Here is a 25,170-nt window from a genome sequence, read left to right as displayed (position 1 = left end):
GCATGCGTAAAGCGTTATTAAGATTAATAGACTTTTTTTATCCTCCTTTTTCCCGCTGGTTATCGCTTCATACTTTCCGTTATCTGGTATCGGGAAGTACAACCGCAGCATCGGGGATTGTGGTGTATTATATTGCCTATAACTGGATTTTACATCAAAAAGACGTAAAGCTCTCCATTCCTTTTCTTCCCGGTCTGATTACTGCTCCGGTAGCGGCACTGGCCATTGAGTCGTTAATCACCTTTTGTATCGGTTTTATCCTCAATAAATACCTGATTTTCACGAAGTCAAACCTCAAGGGAAGGATCCAGCTCTTTCGCTATGGTTCTGTATTTGTAACCAACATCCTGCTGAACCTCGCCATGCTGAAAGTACTGGTAGAGGCCTTCGGTTTTTATCCGACAATTTCAAAGATTATCATTACTGTGGTCCTTACGGTATTCAGTTATTTTTCTCAAAAGTACTTTACATTTAAGGTCAGAAAATAAGTACAATACTGCACAACTTGTCTGTTTCGCGTTATTTTTCTGAAATCTATTCCCGTTTTTTTAAGGGGAAGGCATAGATTTTCTTATATTGGGCTCAACACTAACCAACACACGTAATGAGTGATTTTAATGACTTTAACAATCCCCAAGTAGCTAAGCTTCCAAAGCATTTAAGGCAATTTATTGTAGAGCAGCATTACGAAAAATATACGCCAATCGATCAGGCAGTTTGGCGCTATGTAATGCGCCAGAACTATAGTTACCTGAAACAGGTGGCCTATTACCCTTATATTAAAGGTTTACGACGCGCAGGTCTGAGCATAGAGTATATCCCCAATTTACAAACCATGAACGATAACCTTGGCAAAATAGGCTGGGGAGCAGTTACCGTAGATGGGTTTATTCCTCCTGCAGCTTTCATGGAATACCAGGCTTACCAGGTATTGGTGATTGCCGCAGACATTCGTCAGATTAACCATATTGAATATACACCAGCTCCGGATATCATCCATGAGTCGGCAGGACATGCGCCAATTATTGCAGACGCAGATTACAACAGTTACCTAAGCTATTTTGGTTCTATCGGGGCTAAAGCAATGTTCTCTTCGAAAGATTTTGAACTTTATGAGGCCATCCGTAACCTTTCCATTTTAAAGGAATCTGCTGATGCTCCGGAACAGGAAATCGCAAAAGCAGAAAAACATTTACAGGTGGTGGCCGAGAATATGGGCGAGCCTTCTGAAATGGCACTCCTGGGCCGCCTGCATTGGTGGACCGTGGAATATGGATTGATTGGTACACTGGAAGAGCCTAAAATTTATGGCGCAGGTTTACTGTCCTCTATTGGAGAAAGCTCCAGCTGCATGAAAGATGATGTGGAAAAGAAGTGGTATACCATTGATGCGATCAATGCACAGTATGACATCACTAAACCGCAGCCGCAATTATTTGTGACCGCAACTTTTCAAAACCTGATCGACGTTTTAGAGCAGTATGCAGATACAATGGCCTTCAGACGTGGTGGCGCAGAAAGTCTGACCAAAGCAATCGAATGTAAAAATCCGGCAACGGCGGTTTACAGTTCTGGTTTACAGGTGACTGGTGTCTTTACAGATATGGGCATAGATACGGCAAATGAACTTACTTTTATAAAAACAACCGGTCCATCGGCATTGGCGGTAAACAATAAACAACTGGAAGGACATGGTAAATTTTACCATAAAGATGGATTCTCCTCCCCTGTTGGCCGTTTGAATGGCCTGGTATTGGAAAATCTGAGCCTTTCTGAGCTTCAGGACCTGGGGATTGCTACAGGACAAGCTTCGGATCTGACTTTCGACAGCGGGATTCATCTGACAGGAACCGTAAAAGAAATCATCAGACATGCCGAAAAAACAGTGCTGATCGCATTTGAAGATTGTACGGTAAAGGAAAACAATGGCAACGTGCTGTTCCAACCGGAATGGGGTACTTATGATATGGCAGTAGGTGAAAAAATCATCTCGGTATTTAACGGGGCAGCAGATAAAGACGCTTACGAAGAAATCACCCATATCAGTGATAAACAGACCCATAAAGTGAGCTACGATGAGAAAACTCAAAAGCTGCACGATATCTATGAAGCAATCCGGACCATCAGACAGGAGAAAAGAGATTATGAAAAATGTATTGCGCTATTTGAAGAATTAAAGACAGCACACCGTTCCGACTGGTTGGCGACTTTAGAAATTCTCGAGATTATTTATCATAAAAAGCTGGATTCTGCGTTCGAGAAGGAGTTACGGGACTACCTGGAGCTAAAGGCTGCGAATGAAGCAGATTACCGTAAGTTAATCACAGATGGTTTACATGTGATTGAAAACCCGGTGAGTCAATTGATTACTGAAGAAGATTAGATGAATATAGTATTAACAGGTGCAAGCAGTGGGATAGGCTTTGAAGCCGCCTTAGAGTTTGCACTGAATAAAGACAACAAAATCGTATGTATTGCCCGTTCTGCGGACAAACTGCGTAAATTACTGGAAATCGCGAAGGGAATAAATCCTGACTGCGTATTACTTCCGGTAGAGTTTGACATTGTAAATGATGATTATGCTGCATTGCTTCCTTTTTTAAAGGAAAGGTTAGGAACAGTAGACATTCTGATCAACAATGCAGGCGCGCTGATCAATAAACCCTTTCTGGAAACGAGCGGAGCAGATTTATACCAGATGTTCGAAAGCAATGTACTGGGACATTTTAACATGATCCAGAACCTGCTTCCTTTAATGACTTCAGGTAGCCATATTGTAAATATCGGCAGTATGGGTGGCTTCCAGGGCAGCGTTAAATTTCCGGGACTTGCGGCCTATTCTTCGAGTAAAGGTGCCTTACATACGTTAACGGAATGCCTGGCTTTTGAACTGGCAGATACCGGAATAAAAATCAATTGCCTTGCGCTGGGTTCTGCTCAGACAGAAATGCTGGAACAGGCATTTCCGGGTTATCAATCTCCGGTAATGGCTTTCGAAATGGGCAAGTATGTGGCTGATTTTGCAAAGACAGGACATAAGTTTTTTAACGGAAAAGTGCTTCCTGTAGCCGTAACCACCCCTTAATCATCAAGTTATCAACATTATAAACGGGCTAAAGATATTTTAATACCTTTAGCCCATCCTTATGAAGAAAAGCATCATCCTTTCCCTCTTTCTTTCATTTAGTATGTTTGCAGCAAGATCGCAAAACACGACTCCTGTTCAATATAAAGAACTGGTTTCCAAACTGATGGAAATTACGCCGGCAATGCCTGCCAGTAAGCCGCAGTCGACCAACAGACTGTTGGAATTTGCAAAGTCCATGATCGGAATCCCTTACCGTTATGCGTCGAGTAACCCAAAGAGAGGTTTCGACTGTTCCGGATTTGTCAGCTATGTGTTTCAGAACTTTGGCTTTAAAGTACCCCGTTCTTCCAGAGAATTTGCCTCCAGAGGGGAAGCTAAAAATCTGGAAGATGCACAGATAGGCGATGTGATCTTATTTACAGGAACGAACAGCAGGGTCCGCAGGATTGGCCATGTCGGCATCGTCTATTCGATAGATGGCGATGAGATCAAATTCATTCACTCCTCTTCCGGTAGTAAAAAAGGAGTGACGATTACGAGCTTAAATGAAGGTTTTTATAAAAAACGATTCATGAAACTAGTCAGCATTTTATAACAGCACTACTTTTAAGGCTTCATTCACTTTTCCTTCGCTTAGCCATTGTTTTGCCAGTTCATGGAGTTCACGCTCCCGGTTATTGGCATCGCCAATAGTGGCATCTAATACTTCTTTAACAAGACCGGTATCCCTGATTGCATCTATTTCATCTGCCGAAGGCAAATGTTCTACATTGCCAAGCATACCAAGGTCGTTTCCACTCAGCACATGCGAGTTTCTTACTGCCGAAGGTAAAGCATCTACACCAATCCCCAGTGTGGTTAAAGGTTTCGCTACTTTGAACAGGTTTTCCGGAGTAACGCGGCAATACCAATCGCCACCCAGACGGGCTACAAGGTCTATCTTTGCCTGGTCAATCTTCCCCTCCGTATCGAGGATTTCTTCTTTGATATGGATGAGTTTTACCTCTGCCAGGATCAGGTTTCCTGCACCGGGGTTTTCTCCAAGGTGAATCACTTCCCTGATGATACATTCCATTTGTACCGGAGCTTCGGCCACCCTTGGTGGTTTGACCAATTGTGAAGGCAACATGGTAAAGCCTGATTTCTCAAACTCATTCACGCCCTTTGCATATTCGGTACTGGCCAGGCTCATTTGCTGTACCATCGGATAGTTGACGATATTGATCACACATTCCTTTACCTCCAGCACATTTTCAAGGGTATGTTTAGTGGTGTTGTCCCGCACCCTTCTCGCAGGAGAAAAGATACACAAAGGGGGATTGGTACTGAACATGTTAAAAAAACTGAAAGGGCTCAGGTTGATATTTCCATCCTTATCAATGGTAGTGGCAAAGCAGATTGGTCTTGGCGCAATGGCATATTGCATGTAATTCTGCAACTGGGCAGGGGAAAGTTCGGCGACGTCGATAGTCAGCATATTCTTTTATTTAAAGGCCTGAGAGGTGTAATCATCCCTGTTTTTAGCACAGGACATGGTTTTCAGGACGTATGAAATCCCGTAAAGAGAATTGCTCTTTACGGGAATGGTTTTATTTTTTCTTTAAAGCGAGGATAGAGAAATCTGAATCCACTTTTTTAATGATATTACTTAAATGTCCAAGTCCGGTAACTTCCATTTCCACGACATCGCCATCCTGTAACCACTGCGGCTTGAAATCAGGGTTGTTCAGTAATCCGGTTCCGTTCAGTTCCAGGAAGCATCCTGTACCTACTGTTCCCGAACCAATCACATCGCCTGGAAGGATATCTACGCCATAAGCGCAACGTTCTACAATCTCCGCAAAGGTCCAGTCCATATCCGCCATATTACCGGCAGATACTTCCACTCCGTTTACCGTACAAGTCATTTTCAGGTTGTATGCATTTCCGGTATGACCAGGTTTGGCAGCTACTTTATATTGCGCCAATTCATCCGGAGTAACCAACCATGGGCCGATTACGGTAGAGAAATCTTTTCCTTTGGCCGGGCCTAAATTCAGGAGCATTTCCTCCATTTGCAGGGTTCTTGCGCTCATATCATTCATCACCATATAACCTGCGATATAATCATCAGCTTCTGCAGCGGTGATGTTTCTTCCTTTTTTACCGATTACAATCGCTACTTCCAGCTCGAAATCAAGCTTTTGGAAATGATCGGGCATACATTCGATCTCTCCGGGGCCTTGAATGGCATTATGGTTGGTGAAATAAAAGATAGGATACTGATCAAATTCAGCAATCATATCCACCTTACGGTTCCTTCTTGCCGCCGCTACATGCTGACGGAAGGCGTATCCGTCCCTGCAGGATGTCGGGTGTGGTACGGGAGCGATCAGTTCATAGAAAGCTTCTTCTTTAGGTTCAATCTCACCTGATTTAATTTGTGCATCAATCTTTTTTGCACGGTCCATCAATTCCTCTCCGCCCGCTAAAAAAGCATTCATCTCATTTGGCAATTGCTTGTCGCATGAATTCAGATTATAAATATGTCCGTTTACAAAAACACCCAGGTGTTCTCTGTCTTCTGTTTTATAGGATACCAGCTTCATATGCTCAGTTTTTTATGTAGTTGTTCAAAGCTATATAAAATTACAGCAACCATGTGCATAAAAAAATTATCTCCATTAAATCTCTTTTATTGTTTGTTGATTACTGGATTTATTCCTTAATTTAGCTGACGCAAACAAAATGATACAGCACCTCACATACCAAAATCAAGTAGCCAGACAAGCGTTGGCGGCGTTCCGGTATGCGATGCTTTCCAAGATCATTTTTGCTCAATATTCCATTTAGCTTTTCCCGCTACTTTTATAAAACGTTTTCCGCGTTTTATCGTTATTAATATATATTATTCTAACCAAAATAACCTACTGCTATGCCTATTTATCATACCTTAGGAACCATTCCTGCGAAACGCCACACCGTTTTTAGAAAACCAGATGGCAATTTATACGCAGAAGAACTAGTTTCTACTGAAGGGTTTTCAAGCTTATATTCACTGGTTTACCATTGTCACCCGCCAACCATCGTAAAATCCCTTGGGGAACCCTATTCTGTAGAGCCTAAAATCGCCCGTGAGAAACACCTGCGGCATACGAGCTTAATCGGATTTAATGTGAAACCGGAAGACGATTACCTGGAAAGCAGGAAACCGGTATTGGTGAACAGTGATCTGCACATCTCTTTAGCGGCGCCGAGAAAATCGATGACCGATTATTTTTATAAAAATAGTCAGGCGGATGAGGTCATCTTCATTCATGAAGGTAGCGGAACCTTGAAAACAGGCTTCGGGAAAATCCGTTTTGCTTATGGAGATTACCTGGTGATCCCAAGAGGAACGATTTATCAGATGGAATTCGATGACGAGACGAACAGACTCTTTATCACAGAAAGTTTCAGTCCGATCCGCTCTCCAAAGCGTTATAGAAATGAATACGGACAGTTAATGGAACATTCTCCATATTGTGAGCGCGACATTAAACGCCCTACAGACCTGGAAACCATTGATGAAGTCGGTGATTTTAAGGTGCTGATCAAGAAACAAGGTTTGATGTACCCTTATATTTATGGTACACATCCTTTTGATTTTGTAGGCTGGGACGGCTTCCATTATCCATGGGCTTTTTCTATCCATGATTTTGAACCGATTACCGGTCGTTTGCACCAACCACCTCCTGTACACCAGACTTTTGAAGGACATAACTTCGTGATCTGCTCCTTCGTTCCACGTAAATACGATTACCACCCACTTTCCATTCCTGCACCATACAACCACAGCAATGTGGACAGTGATGAGGTTTTGTATTATGTAGACGGTGATTTTATGAGCAGAAAAAGCGTGGTCAAAGGACAAATCACCTTACATCCGGGTGGAATTCCTCATGGACCACACCCGGGAACGGTAGAAAAATCAATCGGTAAGGAAAGCACTCAGGAGCTGGCCGTAATGATTGATCCTTTCCGTCCATTAATGTTAACGGAAGATGCGATAAAGATTGAGGATGAAAGCTATCACAAAAGCTGGCAGCATAACGTAGAATAATCAGATAAACAGCGTATTTAAAAAAATATTTAATCATGAGTACACAAACATTTGCAGAAAAGATCGCTAAAGCACCGGATTTCCTTCCAATCAACGGAACGGATTACATAGAATTCTATGTAGGAAACGCAAAGCAGGCTGCACATTATTATAAAACAGCATTTGGCTTTCAATCCTTAGCTTATGCAGGACCAGAGACAGGCGTTCGCGACCGCGCATCTTATGTCTTACAACAAGGAAAAATCAGGTTGGTATTAACTACTGCCATGAAATCGGACAGCCCGATTGCGGAGCATGTGAAAAAACATGGTGATGGGGTAAAAGTTCTTGCCCTTTGGGTAGATGATGCCTACAGCGCATTTGAAGAAACCACCAAACGTGGTGCAAAACCTTATCTGGAGCCGGTAACAAAAACAGATGAGCATGGAGAAGTGAAAATGTCTGGTATTTATACTTATGGCGAGACGATCCACATGTTCATTGAACGTAAAAACTATACGGGTACTTTCATGCCCGGATTTCAGGATCTGAAAAGCGATTACAACCCAGCAGAAACAGGTCTTTTATACATTGACCATTGCGTAGGAAACGTAGGCTGGAACAGGATGAACGAAACGGTGAAATGGTATGAGGAGGTGATGGGCTTTGTCAACATTCTTTCATTTGATGACAAGCAGATCAATACCGAATATTCTGCACTGATGAGTAAAGTGATGAGCAACGGGAACGGTTTCTCAAAATTCCCGATCAATGAGCCTGCTGAAGGAAAGAAAAAATCACAGATTGAAGAATATTTAGAGTTTTATGAAGGCGAAGGGGTGCAGCACATTGCGGTAGCGACAAAAGATATTTTGTCTACTGTAAGGAACTTAAAATCTCGAGGGGTTGAGTTTTTAAGTGCACCCCCTGAAGCCTATTACAACATGATGCCAACGCGCGTAGGAGAAATTGACGAGGAGATTGCGCAATTGAAAGAGCTGGGTATCCTGGTAGACTGTGATGAAGAGGGTTACCTGCTGCAGATCTTTACCAAACCGGTAGAGGACCGTCCGACGCTATTCTTTGAGATCATCCAGAGAAAAGGAGCACAATCATTTGGTGCAGGTAATTTCAAAGCCTTATTTGAATCACTGGAGCGTGAACAGGAGCTGAGAGGAAACTTATAAAAACTGACCATTATTATTCATAAAACGAAGCCAGTCTGTAATACAGTACTGGCTTTTTTATGTTACATCTCCCTCTGATTTAAAAAATTTAGCTATTTTCGGGCCTCAAGGCAATCCGGGGGAATGGAAATTAACAGCATCAGCAGAATCTCACTATTTTGTACGCGCTTCAGTGTAGCGTTCAGGTTGTTCAAAAAGAATGATCCTTTACGTCTTGCGGGAGCAACTGCTTTTTTTGCCAATTTCGCCATCCCTCCTATCCTCATTATCCTGATCCGGCTGTTTGGTTTTTTTATGGACCGGAAAACCCTGGTGAACCGGTTGTTTGAAAGCCTGGGCAGTGTATTGGACGACAGCAGTACGTTGCAGATCCGGCAAACCCTCAGAAACATCAGAGGTGTTGATCATGAATGGTATGCGACCATATTGAGCTTTATCTTTTTCATCTTTGTGGCCACTACCTTGTTTGCGGTGATCAAAAATTCCATGGACCAGATCTGGTCGATCGGAATCAAGGCAAAAGCAGGTTTCTATTTTAAGATGCAGCTCCGGGCCCGCTCTTTTGTGATTATTCTACTCGCAGGGCTTTTATTTTTCGTAGGTCTGCTGACAGACAGTGTACAGGCCATTATCGGAGTTTATATCAATAATGCAGCTCCTACATTTGGAAAATTCTTTCTTTCGATATTAAATCAGGCTTTGTTTGTGGTCATTGTAACCGTATGGTTTACGATTTTATTCCGCTTTCTGACCAATGGCCGTCCGACCTGGAAATCAGCCATCCATGGCGGCATTCTGACCGGTATCTTATTCACCATCGGAAAGTATATTCTAAGGATTATGCTGCCACTAAGCGGGATAGGCAATATTTATGGAACTTCAGGCTCTATCGTCCTGATTATGCTGTTTGTATTCTATTCTTCTTTCATTTTCTATTTCGGCGCCTGCTATGTAAAAGTCTTGAGTGACGACAAAAAGACTCCCATACGCCCAATTAAAGGCACATTTAATTATGAAATCAAAGAGGTGATCAAGGATACCTAACAAACCTGAGGAGAAGTAATCTTCTCAAATCCCTGCATCTCAAATACAGCCAGCTTGCTCAATAAGTTATAATGAAGGGTTCCGAAAAAGTTCACGATTCCTTCTTTATTTTTTCCTTCAATACAGATACTTTCCTTTACTACCTCCTGGTGTTTCAAAATCTGGTCAGACAGGATGACATCTTCGTCCTGAATTCTAACATCATCTGCTTCGATGGAGAACTGTTTTAAGAGCTCAGAGAAGCTCTTTCCGTTTAATAATAACTCTTTGATATTCATAGTCGTATTATTTAAGTTAGGGAGAATGATACTGTCAATTTTAGAGCCAAAAAAAGGGGTAAGCAACTGGTGCTCACCCCTTTTCAACAAAATGTTGAAAACTTTTGTTTTTAGAATAAACGGTAAGCCAATCCTAAAGTGAACAAGCCTAGCTTTTTACCGCTATAATCGTCTTTTCCAATTTTAGAAAGACCTTGTTCGTATCTTAAATCTATACCTAACTTGCTGATGTCTAAACCTGCACCAAACTGCCATGCAAAGTTTTGATCTTTAAAGTTTCCTTTAAGCGCAGAGCTGGTTGCATCACCGATAGACTGGTCTTTATTCAGGATAAAAGAAACTACAGGCCCTGTATTCAAACGAATACCAATCCCTGCTGCTCCGATTTTTGTACCTACTAAAACCGGGATATCCAAACTGGTAAACTTTACTTTATTTTCTTCACCAGCGCTATTTTTTAACGTTGTATTCTTACCGGAAATGTAAAGCTCCGGTTGCAGGTGTATTCCTGCTGCACCGATACGTGCCCAGACGCCACCATAATATCCCGCCCTGTTATCGCTGCTAAAAGTACTTTGAGTACTGAATTTCGACAGGTTGACCCCACCTTTTAGTCCGAACTGAAAACTAGGTAACACCTGACTGAAAGCCATCATGCTGGAACAGATGAATAATGCAGATAAGATTATTTTTTTCATAATGTGATGATAAGTTGATATGGATAACTGTTATGTAAAACTAAGAATATTTTTAATTCATAACTAAATTACGTAGTTTTATATTCACAATCATTAAGTATGGGGTATATTTGAGGCATCTTATAAATCGCATTCTCATCTACTATTTAAATGGATTTTACATTTAATGTCTACTCCTTATTTCTAATATTCTCCGGAAGCATTATGCTTTTTTTCTCCTGGTATGCTTATAAAAAAAAGCAGGGAGTGGTTCAGGTATTTGGTCTGATGATGCTGTCCAATGCGATCTGGTCGTTGGCGTATGGACTTGAGCTGGCCAGTTCGGGACTGGATCAGGCAAAGTTTTTCATTAACATCGAGTATGTAGGCATTACCACGCTTCCCCTCTGCTGGGTCTTATTTTGCTTAAAAATAGCAGGTAAGGAAAAGTGGTACAAACATCCTTTAACGCTTTCCGTTTTAATTGGAGTCACAGTAACAGTTACCCTGCTGGTCTGGACAAATAGTTACCACCATTTGCATTATAAGAACTATTACATGGATAAAACGGGGGAATTTCCAATGGTCTACCTTGTCCCTGGGATCGCTTATAAATTATTCACCGGATACTTCTATCTATTACTCGGCTATGGCAGTTATCTGTTAATAGCCACCTTTCGCAAAGCTGATCCGATCTATAAAAGTCAAAATTACAGTGTGGTCTTTGCAGCAATCATTCCATGGATAACGAATATTGCTTATATCCTGGGCTTCCGTCCGGTTGGAAATTTAGACCTTACCCCTTTTTCTTTCGCAGCAACGATTTTCTTTATCGCCATTGCCATCTACCGGTTCAAACTCTTTGATGTATTGCCAATTGCCAGAGAAAAAGTACTTGATTTAATTCAGGATGGCTTTTTGGTGATCGATAAAAAGAACCGGGTGATCGACTATAACAACGCTTTCAGAAAATACCTGACGGATCCGAACAGTAAAACTATCATCGGGACACAAGTTGAAACGTTCTTTCCGGAACAGAAAGCTTTTTTTGAATTTCTGGAAACACATCAGTCGGGGAAAATAGAGCTGCATATTGCGAGTCAGTCCGGCCCCGTTGATTTGGAAGCCGACATCTTATACCTCGATGAGAACCGCCTGAATAATGATGCGACCATCATTAAATTACAGGACCTTACCCATTTTAAGCAGGAATCCCTGAGGTCGCAGCAGCAAACTGAAGAGCTCAAAAAGCTCAATCAGTTAAAAGACAGGATCTTTTCGATCATTGCCCATGATTTGCGCGGCCCTTTGGTGAACCTTTCGGAAGTCCTCAAAATGATTTCGAACAACCTGATTACGATTGAGGAGTTTAAAGAATTATCTCCGATACTAAATAAAGACATCCTGTATACTACAGATCTATTAGAGAATATCCTGCATTGGTCCAGAAGTCAGCTCAAAGGCTATGGCATCAATAAAGAGTATTTTGACCTGAAGAGTATGATCGTTAATGAAGTAAATTACCATTTACCCTCTGCTGCATCAAAAAATGTACAGATTATACAGGACGTATTTCCAGGAAATATCGTCTACGCAGATATGCTGATGATTCAGATCGTGGTGAGAAACCTGTTGAGCAATGCCATAAAGTTCTGTTATGAAGGTTGTGAGATCGACATCACTGCAGTTTATCACAAGGGACAGATGCTCCTTTCTATTGCTGACAATGGAATGGGAATTAAAAAAGAGGCCTTGAAAAAGCTATTTGGCGGTGACAATATCTCCACCAGGGGAACGATGAACGAAAAAGGAACAGGCCTTGGGCTAATGGTATGTAAAGAGTTTATGGAAAGAAATGAAGGCAGGATTACCGTAGAAAGCGAATTCGGAAAAGGCACCACCTTCCACCTGTTTATTCCTATTGAACCCACATCAGGGATGGGTTAATAACAGAAAAAGCCAGCAGGATCTTGCTGGCTTTTTCTGTTATTTGTCTGGCTAGTTACCAGTGGCATCGTTAATTGCCTGTCTTTCTTTTAACGCATCTACATTGTTCTTATTTCCGAAGCTTTGGGTTTTATCCGCAAAATATTCGAGGATTCCTACGATGGTATCCAGATTGTCTGAAACCCTTTGGTGCATATCGGGTAAATCTTTATCCAGTCTTTTATCTCCCAATTCAATATTGTCAACTTCGATCTTCCCTATCTTCTGGATGATCGCCTGCTGCGAGTGTTGTAAATCTTCCAACTCTCTGACAATCTTCTCCATTAATTCAAACTTTTTTAAAGTATCCATATGCTTTTATATTAATATTAACATTTGATGTATACCTTAACCAACCGTTTACCGGGGCAATATGTTTTCTTTTTTTCGATAAAAAAACAGATAATGACATTCAGATTTGGATTATCAAGGAATAACTAATAACTTAGTTTGTGAAATGTTGATTTCGAAAACCTAACTATATGGTCATGAAGCCATCATCAGCATACCGATTACAAAAAGTCATGAACCTCGCTTGCGAGCTCCTGAATACCATTGAAAGCAATAAATAAAAATGAATAATAGGCGCATGATCGCTTCATAACCGAGTTTACGAGTTCTTGAGAACTTTTAAAAATCAATGATTAACGCGAAAAAAAAACAATTATATTCCAATGAAACCATCATGATCTTACAGATCACATAACGAAACGAATAAAGATCATGATCGCTTCATAGCCATTAAAAAACAATTATATTCCAATGAAAAAGCTTCTTTCCTTTCTTTTGACTTTTGTAAGTGTTCAATTTGTACAGGCACAAGCGGTAGATAAAGAGAAATTACTCGACTATTTTCAAACGCAACGTTATGCAGAGGCTGCACAGTACCTGCAAAGCACCTATAAGGAAGATACCAAAGATCCAAAGGAACTCTCTCAGCTCGCATATGCTTATCTGATGGCGGGAAAACTGGCAGAAGCAGAAAAGAACTACCTGAAGTTGTATACAGAAAAGCCAGCTGACATTTCAGGATTGTTTAACCTCGCTAACATCAATATCAGAAGAGGGAATAACATCAAAGCAAAAGAATACTTCAACCAGGTCCTTAAACTGGATAGCAATAGCTTTAATGCCTATAAACAACTCGCCAGAATCGAGAAAGAACAGGGAGAAATTGGCCCAATGGTGAGTAACCTCCAAAAAGCAAATAAAATAAATCCAATAGATGCAGATGTTGTTTTTGACCTCTGTGAGGTTTATTTTAAGAGTAATTTCTTTCAAAAAGCAGAAGATATTCTCGAACCGGCACTGAAAGCAGACAGCAGCAATTTTCAGCTGCTCAAAATGAAAATGCCGGTGAGCATGGGTTCAAAAAAATATAAGATAGCCATCCAAACCGGAGAAAAACTGCTCAGCTATGGAGATAGTTCCACTTTTGTCCTCAACAACCTTGGTAAGAGCCATTTTTTGCTATTGGAATATCAAAAAGCACTGGATTATTTTCTAAAGATCAAAAACACATCTGCCGACAATGAAGGCCTGCTTTACAATATTGCATTGAGTTACCGGGGGATTAAAGACTATAAAAATGCAGTTCCTTATTTAGAAAAAACGATCAAAGCGGCCATTTCTCCGGGAATTGCAAGTTATTATGGTCTTTTGGGGGATTCTTTTGAGAACATCGATAAGAATGAGCAGGCAAATACGGCTTACAAAAGAGGGCTTCTCTTTGAAAACAACGGCAGCTTATACTACAATATCGCCCTTGTATATGAAAACAAATTCAACGATAAAAAAAATGCGATCAGCTATTACAATCAATACCTAAAGACGATTAATCCGCAGGAACAACCCAAGCTGATCACATTTATAAAAAATAAAGTAGAGGAATTGAAGAGGTAATTACGAACGGCCAACCAATCGGGCCACGTATTTTCCAATGATATCAAATTCAATATTTACGGCATCACCCACATTAACCTGATGAAGGTTGGTATGGTCAAAGGTATAAGGGATGATGAATACAGAAAATTCGTCATCCGCCGAACCAACTACCGTTAAACTAATCCCATTCACGCAAACAGAACCCTTTTCTACAGTCACATTTCCATTTTTGGAATCGTATTTAAAACGGTATTCCCAACTGCCATCCAACTCTTCTCTTTTTACACAGACTGCGGTCTGATCCACATGGCCCTGTACAATATGTCCGTCAAGACGCCCATTCATTTGCATACAACGCTCCAGATTTACCTTGCTTCCTACCTTTAAATCACCAAGGTTGGATTTTTCCAGGGTTTCCTGAATCGCGGTTACGGTATGTGTATTTTCGGTCAATGCGACCACAGTTAAGCAAACCCCATTATGTGATACACTCTGGTCGATCTTTAGTTCATTGCTCAATTCAGACTGAACTACGAAATGAAGGTTAGTTCCTTCTTCTCTGATGCTTTCTATTTCTCCTAATGTTTCAATTATTCCTGTAAACATCTGCGTATTTAATTATAATTTGTTCTGTTTCTTTTCCAGTTACTGACCTGTTCGGTCTGAAGCTGTGCATTTACCAGCGCTGTTGCCTTTTTGTAAAACATCGCCCCTGCCAATGCGGCCATCAGCGCTTCGTCCGGATCCTCTTCCTTTAAACGTTCCGGGTTAAAGTGTTTGCTTACAAAATGTGTATTGAAGTTTCCCGACCTGAAGGCCTCATGCTGCATGACAAATTTGCCAAAAGCCAGGGTAGTTTTTATCCCGGTAATGTGATATTCGTCGATCGCTCGAATCATTCGGTCCATGGCTTCTTCCCGCGTCTTTCCGTAAGTAATCAATTTAGCGATCATTGGATCATAATAAATCGGAATCTCCATCCCCTGCTCAAAACCATCGTCTACCCGTACCCCATTCCCTTTCGGCGTCTTATAGGTTTCCAGCACACCTATATCAGGCAGGAAATTATTTTCAGGATCTTCCGCATAAACTCTCAGTTCCATCGCATGGCCATTAATATGAAGGTCTTCCTGGCGATAGGAAAGCTTTTCGCCCCTGGCAATTTTAATTTGCTCCTTTACCAAATCCAGTCCGGTGATCATTTCTGTTACCGGATGCTCTACCTGCAACCGGGTATTCATCTCCAAAAAGAAAAAGTCCAGGTTTTCATCCAGAATAAATTCTACTGTTCCGGCACCTACATAGTTTACCGAACGGGCTACATCAACTGCACACTTTCCCATTTTCTCCCGGATTGCTCCAGTAAGCACGCTGGAAGGTGCCTCTTCAATTACTTTCTGGTGCCTGCGCTGGACAGAGCAATCCCTTTCAAAAAGATGAACAATATTGCCATGGGTATCCCCCAGGACTTGTATTTCTATATGTCGCGGGGAAGACACATAACGCTCAATAAAGACCGAACCATCACCAAAAGCAGATGTTGCTTCACTTACCGCCAATTGCATTTGCTCCTCAAAATCGGAAACCTGCTCTACCACCCTCATTCCTTTTCCGCCACCACCGGCAGCGGCTTTAATCAGGATGGGAAAGCCAACCTCTACTGCTCTTAATTTTGCCTCGCTGACATCTGTAATCGCCTCTTCCGTTCCCGGAACCATTGGGATCTGATACTTTAAAGCCGCTGCTTTTGCAGACAACTTATTTCCCATAATTTCCATTGCTTCGGGTGTAGGACCGATCAGGATCAGTCCGGAAGCTTTCACCAATCGGGCAAAAGAAGCATTCTCTGATAAGAAACCATATCCGGGATGGATGGCTTCAGCCCCGGTAATTTTACAGGCTTCAATGATCTTCTCTCCTAACAAATAACTTTGACTGGAAGCAGCAGGACCAATACAAATGGCTTCATCTGCATAGCGCACATGAAGCGCTTCCCGGTCTGCTTCGGAATATACGGCTACGGTTTTTATGCCCATCTCACGTGCAGAGCGCATGATCCGCAATGCAATTTCGCCTCTGTTGGCTATAAGGATTTTCTTCATTTAATAGGTTATTTATGCCCCGATGGGTGCAAATGTATGATGTTTTCTATCGCCATGTCGATCATCTCCGAAGAAATATCGAGATGTGTCACCAATCTGATATTCGTCCCCATCATGCTGCAGGCAATTCCCTTTTCGGCAAGCAGGTGTATGACGTTTTCTGCTTTAAATCCTGCAGCAACTTCAAAAATCACAATATTGGTCTCTACAGGCATCACCGAAGCCACATAATTCAATGGACTCAGTGCTGCTGCCAGCGCTTTGGCATGCTGATGATCAATGGCCATACGATCTACGTGATGGTCAAGTGCGTAAATTCCTGCAGCTGCCAGAAAACCCGACTGACGCATTCCACCACCAAATGCTTTCCTGATTTTTGTTGCTTTTCTAATCGTTTCTTTAGAACCGAGCAGAACAGATCCGACCGGAGCACCCAGCCCCTTAGAAAGGCAGATGGAAATACCATCAAAATACTGTCCGTAACTCCTGGCATGATCACCAGTCGCAACCAATGCGTTGAAGATACGGGCACCATCCAGGTGAAGTTTTAGACCTTTAATATTACATAAGGTATGAATCGGCTCAATCTGAGTCAGATTATAGCAGGCACCTCCACCTTTGTTGACTGTATTTTCAAGGACTACCAGGCTGGAGTTCGGATAGTGAATATTTTCATCGTTAATTTCCGGCTCAATCAATTCCGGGGTTAATATCCCGCGATCGCCGTTCAGCAATCTGACAGAGGCCATAGAATGATAGGCAATACCCCCGCCTTCGTACCTGTAGACATGTGCCGTCTGGTCGCAAATCACTTCATCCATCGGCTGAGTGAAGCATTTGATGGCGATCTGATTGGTCATGGTTCCTGAGGGGCAAAAAAGCCCTGCTTCCATGTTAAACATCGTAGCGAGTTTAGTCTCCAGTTTATGAACAGTTTCATCTTCTCCAAACACATCATCCCCCACCTTTGCGCTCATCATTGCAGCGAGCATACCTTCCGTTGGCCTGGTTACGGTATCGCTTCTAAAATCAATTTTTATTGCCATAGTCATTTACGAATGAATACAAATATTCAAAAAATCCGGCGATCTATCTTCTATTTACAAACTAAACCTTTGTGTAAAACTATTGTTAAGTTTCTTCGCCGCTTTTTTAAGTTTTATGCGTTTTTGGGAAAATTGGCTATAAATGGGTACTAAATCGTTTAATAAATGTCCAATTGAGGTTTTTTTCTACGCCGAAAGCGCAGTTTAACCCAATAAAAAAACCCTTTCTTGCAAATGCTTGATTTTAAATTTGGATTTCAAAATAACAAGCGTATTTTAGCTTAGTGTTTTTTTAACAATATGGTAACCTTAAATCAATAAATAAAATTACAAAAAACCGCCTTTTTAACTATTTAAAGACGGATAATTATTTAAAAACTTAAACTAAAGAATTACATTTATGAAAAAAAACCATACAAAAGTGTTAGGATTATTTACTTTTATCCCGAAAAAAACAAATTAAGATGATAGTTATTGCAGATGGTGGTTCAACCAAAACCAATTGGTGTTTAATTAATGAAGCAGGTAGGAAAATTCATTTTAATACAGAAGGATATAACCCATACTTCTCAGATACAGAATATATTGTTGGTTCGTTAAGAAAATCTCTTCCGGATCATTTAGAAACGGAGAAACTAACTCAAGTGAACTATTATGGTGCAGGTTGCTCTACTGATGCCAAGCGCAAAATTGTAGCAGATGCCATGCAGCTGATTTTTCCGAATGCGGAGATCAATATAGGCCATGATTTACTGGCTTCCTGCAGAGCATTACTTGGCGATGAGCCTGGTTTTGCAGCGATCCTTGGAACAGGAACAAACTCCTGCCTATATGATGGTAAAGACATCTCTTTGAACATCGATTCTCTGGGTTATTTCCTTGGAGATGAAGGTAGCGGATGTTTCATCGGCAAAAGAATTCTGAGTGATTATATGAAAGGTTATATGCCTAAAGGTCTTAGAGAGACTTTTTATGACAACTATGCGTTAACCAATGAGGATATTTTTGACCACATCTATAACAAACCACTTCCAAACCGCTTTTGCGCTGGTTTCAGTAAGTTCTTATACGACTTCAAAGACAATTACGAAGACTATACGTTCTCTACAGTAGATTATGCATTTACAGCATTCTTTGAGAACCTGGTTATTCATTACCCGAATTATAAAGAGTATTCTTTAAACTGTGTGGGATCCGTAGGTTACAGCTTCAGAGACATTCTGAGCATTGTGGCAGACAGATACGAGATGGGCGTAGGCAAGGTGATCCGCTCTCCTATAGATGACCTGGTAGATTACCACATCAGCGCAGTAAATAAATAAAATATTCAAAGCAGCTTCCTTAAAAGAGCTGCTTTTTTTTAAATGATAAAAGCCCATCCTGGGCTTTTATCATTTAAAACGGTTAAATCGAAATCCTTGTCAGACTGCCCCTTAGTCCGTTTTCGGGATCGGGGTCTGTCCTGTTTCAAAAGGAAATCTCTTTCCCAAACAACTTCGCATATTTACGCTTATCAAATTTATATAGCGTTGCTGCACGGAAGGACACTCCTTTTTGTTTTTCATCCAGGTCTTTCAGCACGCCGAAGCTCAGCATCTTTTTCCTGAAGTTTCTTTTGTCCAGCTTTTTATTCAAAATGATTTCATAAACATTTTGCAACTGAGTAAGCGTAAACTTTTCAGGCAAGAGCTCAAAAGCAATGGGCTGGTGTTTGATCCTTCTTTTAATTTTTTCCAGGCCTTTATCAAAGATCTGCTGATGATCAAATGCCAGCTTAGGCAGGTCCTTTACATTGATCCAATGGGCCTGTTTCGCGTAGTTGCTTAACGGTTTTAAAGCTTTATCACCTCCCAGCCTCAAAAGTGCATAATAGGCGATACTGACTACCCTTCCCTGAGGATGTCGGTTTACATCGCCAAAAGTATAATACTGCTCCATGTAAACGTCGCCAAGGCCGGTTAGCTCATGCAAAATTCTGGACGCACTTTGGTCCAGACTCTCATCCTCGGAAACAATATTCCCCGGCAGGGCCCACCAGTCCTTAAATGGCTCTTCATTCCTTTCGATCAAAAGAATTTTCAATTCTCCTTCATCAAATCCGAACAACACACAATCAATCGAGAAAGTGGAATTAAATTTTGGTAAGACTTCTTTCAAAATATTAAATTTTATTTTACAAACTTATTTCTTAAATCGGCCTTTAAATCTCTTTTAGGCACCTCATTTTTTTTAGATTATTGATCTTCTCTATCTTTTTTCCCTTTTTTCCCCCGTTGTTATTGGAGCTAATCTTTTAAAGTTCTTAAATAATATCCTGTTTTAACAAGATTAACAGGATTTAAGTTAAAAACAAAATGAAAAAGAGAATTATAGAAAAAATGTTGCAAATATTCTTTCAGCGGTTTTTCTATATTAGCAATAATGAACATTGCTAATTGTTCCTAATTGCCATCATCCGATTCGGGATATTACACCTATATCAGGCATAGTAATCAAAATGAATATTTCATCTGTGGTGAGAACCTCTCCAATCTTAGTATCTACAATATTACAGAACGCAAATTGTGGTGACTGGTGTGCTCAGGACGATCACCTCTGGACGGAAGAGCACAATTTAAAAATTCAGATTCCAGGAGATCCTTCCCTCAGCCTAAGAACAGAGCAGGAACTCCTCCAGCTATTACACCAAATTTAATTCTGATTTTTTCCATACTCTTTTATATATTGCAGCTGCTTATCATCTGGATTAAGGTTTTCATCTCATTTTTAGAAATGGATGAATCGGCTTTTGCCAGAGTATTGTCAGAATCTGGAATAAGGGATTCCAGACTAAGATGAGGTAAGGGCCCATAGGATTAATTCTGTTTTTCTCTTTTATTCCAAATAACAGCTTAAAAACAGGTTTAAAACGCATGTAATAAACTTATTATTCTTTTTGAAACGTAAACAAATTGGAACACGGTTTTTGTGTTCCGGCAGGAAATTTTAAAATAAATTACTTAGTGTAAAAAATACACGCTATATTCGTAATCATAAATCATGAAACCAAATATTAAAAATATCGCCGTATTAACATCAGGAGGAGATGCTCCCGGAATGAATGCCTGCATCAGAGCAGTAGTACGGACCGGAATATACAATGGTATCAACATGTTTGGGGTTTTGCAGGGATATCAGGGATTGATCAGTAACAACATCATTCCTATGGATGCAAGATCCGTTAGTAACATCATTCACCTTGGTGGTACCATATTAAAGACCGCACGTTGCCTTGAGTTTAAAACTGAAGAAGGAATGGAGCTGGCTTTTCAAAACTTAAAAGCCCGTGACATTGATGGATTGGTCGTAATCGGAGGAGATGGAACCTTTACGGGTGCACAGCGCTTCGGTAAAAAATTCGGCATCCGGGTCATCGGAATTCCGGGAACAATTGACAATGATTTATATGGTTCCGATTTTACGCTTGGATACGATACGGCTATAAACACCGTTATTGAAGCAATAGATAAAATCAGAGATACTGCAGATTCCCATGACCGTTTATTTTTCATTGAAGTAATGGGCAGGGATTCGGGATGTATTGCTTTGAGAAGTGCCATCGCCAGCGGTGCTGAGGCAGTGTTGTTACCGGAAAAGGAAACAAGCCTCGATGAGCTGATTTCTCAGCTGGAAGTAGGCGCTTCTACAAAAAAATCTTCGAGCATCGTTATTGTATCGGAAGGCCATAAAGATGGTGGTGCTTACGATGTTGCGAAAAAAGTTAAAGAGAGATTTAACCACTATGACACGAAAGTAACTATATTAGGACATCTCCAACGTGGCGGTAGTCCAAGTAGTTTCGACCGGATTTTAGGAAGTCGTTTAGGCTTTGCAGCCATCAACGAACTCCTGAAAGGAAGTACCATGCAAATGGTTGGTTTACGTGGTAATGATGTAAAGACGACAAGTATAGACGAAGCGTTAACAAGACATACGTTCAAACTGGAAAGCGATTTGTTGGAGATGACTAAAGTTTTATCAATATAATTATGATAGCAGTCGTTTATAGCGGATCAAAAACAGCCTTCTGGAAAATTGCCAGAGACGGGAAAACCATTGCAGAATGTAGTATGCCGGGAATTAACCCTTGTTTTAATGATCAAAAGTCTATACTTCAATTTTTAAATAAAAAATCCATCCTGGTGAACCATGCGGAAAGCATTAAGAAAATCTACGTTTTCGCTGCCGGTGCTTCATCAGAGGAAAGAAGGAATGAGCTTGCTGAAACGCTGGGCCAATTTTTCAGGTATAGCAAAATATCGGTTAAAGATGACCTTTATGGTGCAGCATTAGCCTCCTGCTACAACAACAGCGGGATTGTCGGACTTTTAGGCAGTGGTGCAAACTGTGCTTATTTCGACGGCAAAAATCCGGAGAAAAACAATTTCGGATTAGGCTATATTCTGGGAGATGAAGGTTCTGCAAATTACCTGGGAAAAACGCTTCTGAAGAATTTTGTACAGGAAAAGTTACCTGCAGACCTACAGAAGAAGTTTGAGGTTAAATATAACCTTGACCGCCCACAGATTTTGGAACGCGTTTATAAGCGTCCGATGGCGCAACAGTTTTTAAGTTCTTTCTTTGATTTTTTCCTGGAAAACAGAACGGATAAGTTCCTTCTGGACATCATTGAAAAAGGTTTTGAAAGCTACTTTAATACTTACTTATTGCCAACAATGAAATTACACCCCGGAAAAGAAATACATTTTGTAGGCCTTGTTGCGGGAAACTTCCAGGAGGAACTGCGGGCAACTGCAAAAAGACACCAACTGGAAATTACATCGATTACTAAAGAACCGATATATAATTTACTAAACTACTATTCAAATTAACAAAATGAGCAAAATTGGAATAAACGGCTTTGGCCGTATCGGCAGACTGGTTTTTAGAGCTGCTTTAAAAAGAGGATTAGATATTGTTGCGATCAATGATTTAGTGGAGCCGGATTACATGGCTTATATGTTAAAGTACGACTCTACTCACGGCCGTTTTGATGGTACAATTGAAGTAGTAAACGGACACCTTGTAGTAAACGGAAAAACCATCCGCATCACAGCAGAGAGAGATCCTGCAAACTTGAAATGGGATGAAGTAGGTGTAGAAACTGTAATTGAATCTACTGGATTATTCCTAACTCAGGCTGATGCAGAGAAACACATTCAGGCAGGCGCTAAAAGAGTTGTTCTTTCTGCTCCGGCTAAAGATGATTCGATCCCTACTTATGTAATGGGTGTAAATCACGAACAGTTAACTGCTGATCAAACTGTGGTTTCTAACGCTTCTTGTACGACTAACTGTTTAGCACCAATCGCTAAAGTATTAAACGATAAATTCGGTATCATCGAGGGTTTAATGAGCACAGTACACGCGGTTACTGCAACACAAAAAACAGTAGATGGTCCTTCGGCGAAAGACTGGAGAGGTGGACGTGGAGGTTTCTCTAACATTATCCCTTCTGCAACAGGAGCTGCTAAAGCGGTTACAAAAGTAATCCCTGCTTTAAAAGGAAAATTAACAGGTATGGCTTTCCGTGTACCGGTAGCAGACGTATCTGTAGTTGATTTAACAGTGCGCTTAGAAAAAGCGGCTACTTACGAAGAAATTAAAACTGCCATGAAAGAAGCCTCTGAAGGTTACTTGAAAGGTGTATTAGGATATACAGAAGATGAAGTTGTTTCTTCTGACTTTATAGGAGATGATCATGCGTCAATTTTCGATGCAAATGCAGGTATTGCATTAAATGACAACTTCGTAAAAGTGGTTTCCTGGTATGATAACGAATGGGGCTATTCTAATGCATTAGCTAAATTCGTAGAGTACTACGGAAATTTAAAGTAAAACCCGTTCATACAGGTTTATATTTGGTTAGAAAAGGGATGTGTCTGGATGGAACATCCCTTTCTTGTTATTTACTAAGAAATCATACTATTCTTTTTTATCTTTGCGGAAAATTAATTTTCCATCTTATTTTCTGGTTATGAAGTTATTCTTATATGCCCTTGCTTTAATCACTCTTTCTATTGGATGCAATAAAAAAGAGGAACAAACGAAATCCTACCTTCCAAGAATACTAACCAAAAATGAAGGTTTTAACCGTTATCCGGAACAAAAATCTGATTCTCTTACCATTTATACCGTCGCCAATAGCCACCCGCAACAGTTTAGCGTGATGTTCAGAGACACTACTGTTCGCATTCAAACCGATGCCTCCGACAAGAATAAATCCACTGATAAATTTATTTCTGCTCAATTCATTAATACGCAAAAAACATCTTTGCTGGTTCAACTGGCCGACAGCACGGGACTAGTTAGCCCATCATACATCATCAGTCTAAAAGACAAGGGATTGGAAGTGATCAGTTTGTACCGCCCTTCAAATGGCAGTCAGGATCAAAAATTCACCAAAGGAATCAATAGAGTTGGTGCAGCGGGATATCTGGTGGACAACGATTTCTTTATTACGAATGTAAATGCCAAGGCTTACCTTATCAAAAGACAAAATCCCGCAGAAAGAATTCAGGGCCAGTTTTTATTGATGTCTCCGGACAGACAAACGGCAGTCTTCCTGGTTCAAAAGTCTCTATACCAGGTTCATTATCCTTCAGCTGAAGTATCAACCGAATTATTAAAAGGAGATGTTCCTCAGGATATACCAGGGGTATACGCCTGGATTCAAAACAACTATAGTTTTCAGAAAAACAAAAAAAGCATTTCATTTCTGAAATACAATGACGACGACAGGATTGTGGACATCAAAGAATTCAAATAGCGTTAAACCTTGAATTCGTCTAGTGAATAAGGAAGTTCCTCGCAGAGGAAACCATTGTCCATTAGAATCTGTCTTACTGCGGCAACACAGGGAACTGAACTCACCACCCTCAGAATCTTATCGACATCCTCAAAGGCAAAAGACCAGTTCTTTTCCCCAAACAGGGTGTTCATAATTGGCTTTATAGAGATCAGGTCGCTTTTCTCCTGAACTGACGTTTTAAAAATAACAATATTCATTGCTGTAAGATTTAATATTTCTAAATGCGATGGTTTGCAATTGTGAACCTCAATGCTCCCTCATCTGATATTTAAATTAAAGATGCAGCATCTGTTGAAATAACTAAAGGACCTTATGGTTGAAGCGGACAAAAATACCGCCGAACAGCAGAAAATTACCGGTAAATGAATTTTCATTTTTTCACCATTGCCAGAAGTGGGAGCGTCCTTTTCTATTCCTCCTCCTTTACCAAAAAAATGATAACTTTGTCCCCATCGAAAGCCTATTCATTGAGAAAACCCGTCTGCATATTATTACTCCTGATCATTGCATTGCAATCCTTTAATAAGGCTGGGATTATGTTGGCCTTTAAAATGAATCAGGATTACATCGCCAATGCGCTTTGTGAAAATAAAGACAAACCTCAGATGCATTGTAATGGTCGCTGCGTTTTAGCAAAAAAGCTACAACAAGCCGAACAAAATGAAGAAAAACAAAGGGCTCAAAGTCAGGAGAAAGCAAATGTTCTCTTTTTTTGTAAGTTGAACCGGCTTAAAGTAGCAGAATGCCTGCTGTCACTTCAAAGAAGAGAATTCAACCCTTTTTACCTTCATTTTAAACCTTCCTCGTTTTCCAACGACATTTTCAAACCACCCCAATTCAGGACTGCTTAATCTTTTTATTTTTAAAAATCCTATTTCCGTATCGAACCCCGGCTATTATTTAATATTGCCTGTGTTGATGCTGAAGTGTATTCTGCAAAATAAAAACTGCTTTTTTTTTCAAACAGA

26 protein-coding genes are annotated in these 25,170 nt (G+C 40.6%); 16 read left to right on the top strand and 10 right to left on the bottom strand.

What is annotated here, in order from left to right; genetic code table 11:
- Positions 1–2: 2 nt before the first annotated feature.
- The 4 genes from BLQ87_RS17805 to BLQ87_RS17790 all read left to right on the top strand — a co-directional run bounded on the left by BLQ87_RS17805 (position 3) and on the right by BLQ87_RS17790 (position 3,683).
- A complete protein-coding gene (locus tag BLQ87_RS17805; protein ID WP_074609424.1) occupies positions 3–488 on the top strand; it encodes a GtrA family protein in 486 nt (161 codons plus the stop codon).
- Between the two features lie 116 nt (positions 489–604).
- On the top strand, positions 605–2,383 hold the full coding sequence (locus BLQ87_RS17800; protein ID WP_074609421.1) for an aromatic amino acid hydroxylase: 1,779 nt from the start codon (positions 605–607) through the stop codon (positions 2,381–2,383).
- A complete protein-coding gene (locus BLQ87_RS17795) occupies positions 2,384–3,085 on the top strand; it encodes an SDR family NAD(P)-dependent oxidoreductase (RefSeq protein WP_074609418.1) in 702 nt (233 codons plus the stop codon). It begins immediately after the preceding gene.
- 61 nt (positions 3,086–3,146) lie between these two features.
- Positions 3,147–3,683 carry a C40 family peptidase gene (locus BLQ87_RS17790; protein WP_074609417.1) on the top strand — a complete coding sequence of 179 codons (537 nt, stop codon included), beginning with the start codon at positions 3,147–3,149 and terminating at the stop codon, positions 3,681–3,683.
- Here BLQ87_RS17790 and BLQ87_RS17785 read toward each other — a convergent pair.
- Both BLQ87_RS17785 and BLQ87_RS17780 read right to left on the bottom strand, forming a co-directional pair.
- Positions 3,678–4,565 (bottom strand): flavin reductase family protein, encoded by an 888-nt coding sequence (locus BLQ87_RS17785; protein WP_074609414.1) that lies wholly within the window; start codon positions 4,563–4,565, stop codon positions 3,678–3,680. The genes BLQ87_RS17790 and BLQ87_RS17785 overlap by 6 nt on opposite strands.
- Positions 4,566–4,677: 112 nt before the next feature.
- Positions 4,678–5,676 carry a fumarylacetoacetate hydrolase family protein gene (locus BLQ87_RS17780; RefSeq protein ID WP_074609412.1) on the bottom strand — a complete coding sequence of 333 codons (999 nt, stop codon included), beginning with the start codon at positions 5,674–5,676 and terminating at the stop codon, positions 4,678–4,680.
- 326 nt (positions 5,677–6,002) lie between these two features.
- On the opposite strand from BLQ87_RS17780, the gene BLQ87_RS17775 reads away from it, so the two are divergent.
- The 3 genes from BLQ87_RS17775 to BLQ87_RS17765 all read left to right on the top strand — a co-directional run bounded on the left by BLQ87_RS17775 (position 6,003) and on the right by BLQ87_RS17765 (position 9,379).
- Positions 6,003–7,169 (top strand): homogentisate 1,2-dioxygenase, encoded by a 1,167-nt coding sequence (locus BLQ87_RS17775; protein ID WP_074609410.1) that lies wholly within the window; start codon positions 6,003–6,005, stop codon positions 7,167–7,169.
- 35 nt (positions 7,170–7,204) lie between these two features.
- Complete coding sequence (hppD, locus tag BLQ87_RS17770; RefSeq protein ID WP_074609408.1) at positions 7,205–8,335, top strand: 4-hydroxyphenylpyruvate dioxygenase; 1,131 nt, start codon at positions 7,205–7,207, stop codon at positions 8,333–8,335.
- A gap of 123 nt (positions 8,336–8,458) precedes the next feature.
- Positions 8,459–9,379: a YihY/virulence factor BrkB family protein gene (locus BLQ87_RS17765; protein WP_074609406.1), complete on the top strand. Its 921-nt coding sequence runs from the start codon at positions 8,459–8,461 to the stop codon at positions 9,377–9,379.
- Here BLQ87_RS17765 and BLQ87_RS17760 read toward each other — a convergent pair.
- Positions 9,376–9,657 (bottom strand): hypothetical protein, encoded by a 282-nt coding sequence (locus tag BLQ87_RS17760; RefSeq protein WP_074609990.1) that lies wholly within the window; start codon positions 9,655–9,657, stop codon positions 9,376–9,378. The two genes, BLQ87_RS17765 and BLQ87_RS17760, sit on opposite strands and share 4 nt — an antisense overlap.
- A 110-nt stretch (positions 9,658–9,767) precedes the next feature.
- A complete protein-coding gene (locus BLQ87_RS17755; protein WP_074609404.1) occupies positions 9,768–10,355 on the bottom strand; it encodes a porin family protein in 588 nt (195 codons plus the stop codon).
- 150 nt (positions 10,356–10,505) lie between these two features.
- Between BLQ87_RS17755 and BLQ87_RS17750 the strand changes: the two genes are divergently transcribed.
- Complete coding sequence (locus BLQ87_RS17750; protein WP_074609401.1) at positions 10,506–12,281, top strand: sensor histidine kinase; 1,776 nt, start codon at positions 10,506–10,508, stop codon at positions 12,279–12,281.
- 51 nt (positions 12,282–12,332) lie between these two features.
- Here the strand turns inward: BLQ87_RS17750 and BLQ87_RS17745 are convergent, their stop codons facing one another.
- Positions 12,333–12,632: a hypothetical protein gene (locus tag BLQ87_RS17745; RefSeq protein WP_074609399.1), complete on the bottom strand. Its 300-nt coding sequence runs from the start codon at positions 12,630–12,632 to the stop codon at positions 12,333–12,335.
- 450 nt (positions 12,633–13,082) lie between these two features.
- Here BLQ87_RS17745 and BLQ87_RS17740 point away from each other — a divergent pair, with 450 nt between their 5' ends.
- Positions 13,083–14,222, top strand: a complete 1,140-nt coding sequence (locus BLQ87_RS17740; protein WP_074609397.1) for a tetratricopeptide repeat protein — start codon at positions 13,083–13,085, stop codon at positions 14,220–14,222.
- Here the strand turns inward: BLQ87_RS17740 and BLQ87_RS17735 are convergent, their stop codons facing one another.
- Genes BLQ87_RS17735 through BLQ87_RS17725 form a run of 3 tightly spaced genes read right to left on the bottom strand, consistent with a single transcriptional unit; the run spans position 14,223 to position 17,352 of the window.
- Complete coding sequence (locus tag BLQ87_RS17735) at positions 14,223–14,810, bottom strand: riboflavin synthase (protein WP_074609395.1); 588 nt, start codon at positions 14,808–14,810, stop codon at positions 14,223–14,225.
- An 8-nt stretch (positions 14,811–14,818) separates the two neighbouring features.
- The gene (gene accC / locus BLQ87_RS17730; RefSeq protein ID WP_074609392.1) at positions 14,819–16,306 is read right to left on the bottom strand and encodes an acetyl-CoA carboxylase biotin carboxylase subunit; all 1,488 of its coding nucleotides are present in this window, start codon (positions 16,304–16,306) and stop codon (positions 14,819–14,821) included.
- Between the two features lie 8 nt (positions 16,307–16,314).
- Entirely contained in the window at positions 16,315–17,352 is a 1,038-nt protein-coding gene (locus tag BLQ87_RS17725) for a threonine aldolase family protein (RefSeq protein ID WP_074609390.1), read from the bottom strand.
- Positions 17,353–17,816: 464 nt separating this feature from the next.
- On the opposite strand from BLQ87_RS17725, the gene BLQ87_RS17720 reads away from it, so the two are divergent.
- Complete coding sequence (locus BLQ87_RS17720; RefSeq protein ID WP_074609388.1) at positions 17,817–18,674, top strand: N-acetylglucosamine kinase; 858 nt, start codon at positions 17,817–17,819, stop codon at positions 18,672–18,674.
- A gap of 145 nt (positions 18,675–18,819) precedes the next feature.
- On the opposite strand, the gene BLQ87_RS17715 is transcribed toward BLQ87_RS17720, so the two are convergent.
- On the bottom strand, positions 18,820–19,509 hold the full coding sequence (locus BLQ87_RS17715; protein WP_074609385.1) for an NUDIX hydrolase: 690 nt from the start codon (positions 19,507–19,509) through the stop codon (positions 18,820–18,822).
- 340 nt (positions 19,510–19,849) lie between these two features.
- Between BLQ87_RS17715 and BLQ87_RS33535 the strand changes: the two genes are divergently transcribed.
- The 5 genes from BLQ87_RS33535 (at position 19,850) to BLQ87_RS17695 (ending at position 24,160) form a co-directional block, all read left to right on the top strand.
- The gene (locus tag BLQ87_RS33535; protein WP_143010471.1) at positions 19,850–20,047 is read left to right on the top strand and encodes a hypothetical protein; all 198 of its coding nucleotides are present in this window, start codon (positions 19,850–19,852) and stop codon (positions 20,045–20,047) included.
- Positions 20,048–20,391: 344 nt separating this feature from the next.
- Positions 20,392–21,378, top strand: coding sequence for a 6-phosphofructokinase (gene pfkA / locus BLQ87_RS17710; protein WP_074609383.1), 987 nt, complete (start codon positions 20,392–20,394; stop codon positions 21,376–21,378).
- A gap of 2 nt (positions 21,379–21,380) precedes the next feature.
- A complete protein-coding gene (locus BLQ87_RS17705) occupies positions 21,381–22,223 on the top strand; it encodes a hypothetical protein (protein ID WP_074609380.1) in 843 nt (280 codons plus the stop codon).
- 4 nt (positions 22,224–22,227) lie between these two features.
- Positions 22,228–23,229, top strand: coding sequence for a type I glyceraldehyde-3-phosphate dehydrogenase (gene gap / locus BLQ87_RS17700; RefSeq protein ID WP_074609377.1), 1,002 nt, complete (start codon positions 22,228–22,230; stop codon positions 23,227–23,229).
- Between the two features lie 139 nt (positions 23,230–23,368).
- The gene (locus BLQ87_RS17695; protein WP_074609375.1) at positions 23,369–24,160 is read left to right on the top strand and encodes a hypothetical protein; all 792 of its coding nucleotides are present in this window, start codon (positions 23,369–23,371) and stop codon (positions 24,158–24,160) included.
- Between the two features lie 2 nt (positions 24,161–24,162).
- On the opposite strand, the gene BLQ87_RS17690 is transcribed toward BLQ87_RS17695, so the two are convergent.
- Positions 24,163–24,399 carry a hypothetical protein gene (locus BLQ87_RS17690; protein ID WP_074609372.1) on the bottom strand — a complete coding sequence of 79 codons (237 nt, stop codon included), beginning with the start codon at positions 24,397–24,399 and terminating at the stop codon, positions 24,163–24,165.
- Between the two features lie 165 nt (positions 24,400–24,564).
- Here BLQ87_RS17690 and BLQ87_RS17685 point away from each other — a divergent pair, with 165 nt between their 5' ends.
- On the top strand, positions 24,565–25,053 hold the full coding sequence (locus tag BLQ87_RS17685) for a hypothetical protein (protein ID WP_083361928.1): 489 nt from the start codon (positions 24,565–24,567) through the stop codon (positions 25,051–25,053).
- The last annotated feature ends 117 nt before the right edge of the window (positions 25,054–25,170 follow it).

This window comes from Pedobacter steynii (assembly GCF_900103665.1).
Lineage (GTDB): Bacteria > Bacteroidota > Bacteroidia > Sphingobacteriales > Sphingobacteriaceae > Pedobacter > Pedobacter steynii.
This window is presented reverse-complemented; position numbering and strand designations above follow the sequence as displayed.

Excerpts from the sequence above, each read along its gene's own strand:
- BLQ87_RS17805 (WP_074609424.1), top strand. The coding sequence starts at position 3 with ATGCGTAAAGCGTTATTAAGATTAATAGACTTTTTTTATCCTCCTTTT.
- BLQ87_RS17800 (WP_074609421.1), top strand. The coding sequence starts at position 605 with ATGAGTGATTTTAATGACTTTAACAATCCCCAAGTAGCTAAGCTTCCA.
- BLQ87_RS17795 (WP_074609418.1), top strand. The coding sequence starts at position 2,384 with ATGAATATAGTATTAACAGGTGCAAGCAGTGGGATAGGCTTTGAAGCC.
- BLQ87_RS17790 (WP_074609417.1), top strand. The coding sequence starts at position 3,147 with ATGAAGAAAAGCATCATCCTTTCCCTCTTTCTTTCATTTAGTATGTTT.
- BLQ87_RS17785 (WP_074609414.1), bottom strand. The coding sequence starts at position 4,565 with ATGCTGACTATCGACGTCGCCGAACTTTCCCCTGCCCAGTTGCAGAAT.
- BLQ87_RS17780 (WP_074609412.1), bottom strand. The coding sequence starts at position 5,676 with ATGAAGCTGGTATCCTATAAAACAGAAGACAGAGAACACCTGGGTGTT.
- BLQ87_RS17775 (WP_074609410.1), top strand. The coding sequence starts at position 6,003 with ATGCCTATTTATCATACCTTAGGAACCATTCCTGCGAAACGCCACACC.
- hppD (WP_074609408.1), top strand. The coding sequence starts at position 7,205 with ATGAGTACACAAACATTTGCAGAAAAGATCGCTAAAGCACCGGATTTC.
- BLQ87_RS17765 (WP_074609406.1), top strand. The coding sequence starts at position 8,459 with ATGGAAATTAACAGCATCAGCAGAATCTCACTATTTTGTACGCGCTTC.
- BLQ87_RS17760 (WP_074609990.1), bottom strand. The coding sequence starts at position 9,657 with ATGAATATCAAAGAGTTATTATTAAACGGAAAGAGCTTCTCTGAGCTC.
- BLQ87_RS17755 (WP_074609404.1), bottom strand. The coding sequence starts at position 10,355 with ATGAAAAAAATAATCTTATCTGCATTATTCATCTGTTCCAGCATGATG.
- BLQ87_RS17750 (WP_074609401.1), top strand. The coding sequence starts at position 10,506 with ATGGATTTTACATTTAATGTCTACTCCTTATTTCTAATATTCTCCGGA.
- BLQ87_RS17745 (WP_074609399.1), bottom strand. The coding sequence starts at position 12,632 with ATGGATACTTTAAAAAAGTTTGAATTAATGGAGAAGATTGTCAGAGAG.
- BLQ87_RS17740 (WP_074609397.1), top strand. The coding sequence starts at position 13,083 with ATGAAAAAGCTTCTTTCCTTTCTTTTGACTTTTGTAAGTGTTCAATTT.
- BLQ87_RS17735 (WP_074609395.1), bottom strand. The coding sequence starts at position 14,810 with ATGTTTACAGGAATAATTGAAACATTAGGAGAAATAGAAAGCATCAGA.
- accC (WP_074609392.1), bottom strand. The coding sequence starts at position 16,306 with ATGAAGAAAATCCTTATAGCCAACAGAGGCGAAATTGCATTGCGGATC.
- BLQ87_RS17725 (WP_074609390.1), bottom strand. The coding sequence starts at position 17,352 with ATGGCAATAAAAATTGATTTTAGAAGCGATACCGTAACCAGGCCAACG.
- BLQ87_RS17720 (WP_074609388.1), top strand. The coding sequence starts at position 17,817 with ATGATAGTTATTGCAGATGGTGGTTCAACCAAAACCAATTGGTGTTTA.
- BLQ87_RS33535 (WP_143010471.1), top strand. The coding sequence starts at position 19,850 with ATGAATATTTCATCTGTGGTGAGAACCTCTCCAATCTTAGTATCTACA.
- pfkA (WP_074609383.1), top strand. The coding sequence starts at position 20,392 with ATGAAACCAAATATTAAAAATATCGCCGTATTAACATCAGGAGGAGAT.
- BLQ87_RS17705 (WP_074609380.1), top strand. The coding sequence starts at position 21,381 with ATGATAGCAGTCGTTTATAGCGGATCAAAAACAGCCTTCTGGAAAATT.
- gap (WP_074609377.1), top strand. The coding sequence starts at position 22,228 with ATGAGCAAAATTGGAATAAACGGCTTTGGCCGTATCGGCAGACTGGTT.
- BLQ87_RS17695 (WP_074609375.1), top strand. The coding sequence starts at position 23,369 with ATGAAGTTATTCTTATATGCCCTTGCTTTAATCACTCTTTCTATTGGA.
- BLQ87_RS17690 (WP_074609372.1), bottom strand. The coding sequence starts at position 24,399 with ATGAATATTGTTATTTTTAAAACGTCAGTTCAGGAGAAAAGCGACCTG.
- BLQ87_RS17685 (WP_083361928.1), top strand. The coding sequence starts at position 24,565 with ATGAATTTTCATTTTTTCACCATTGCCAGAAGTGGGAGCGTCCTTTTC.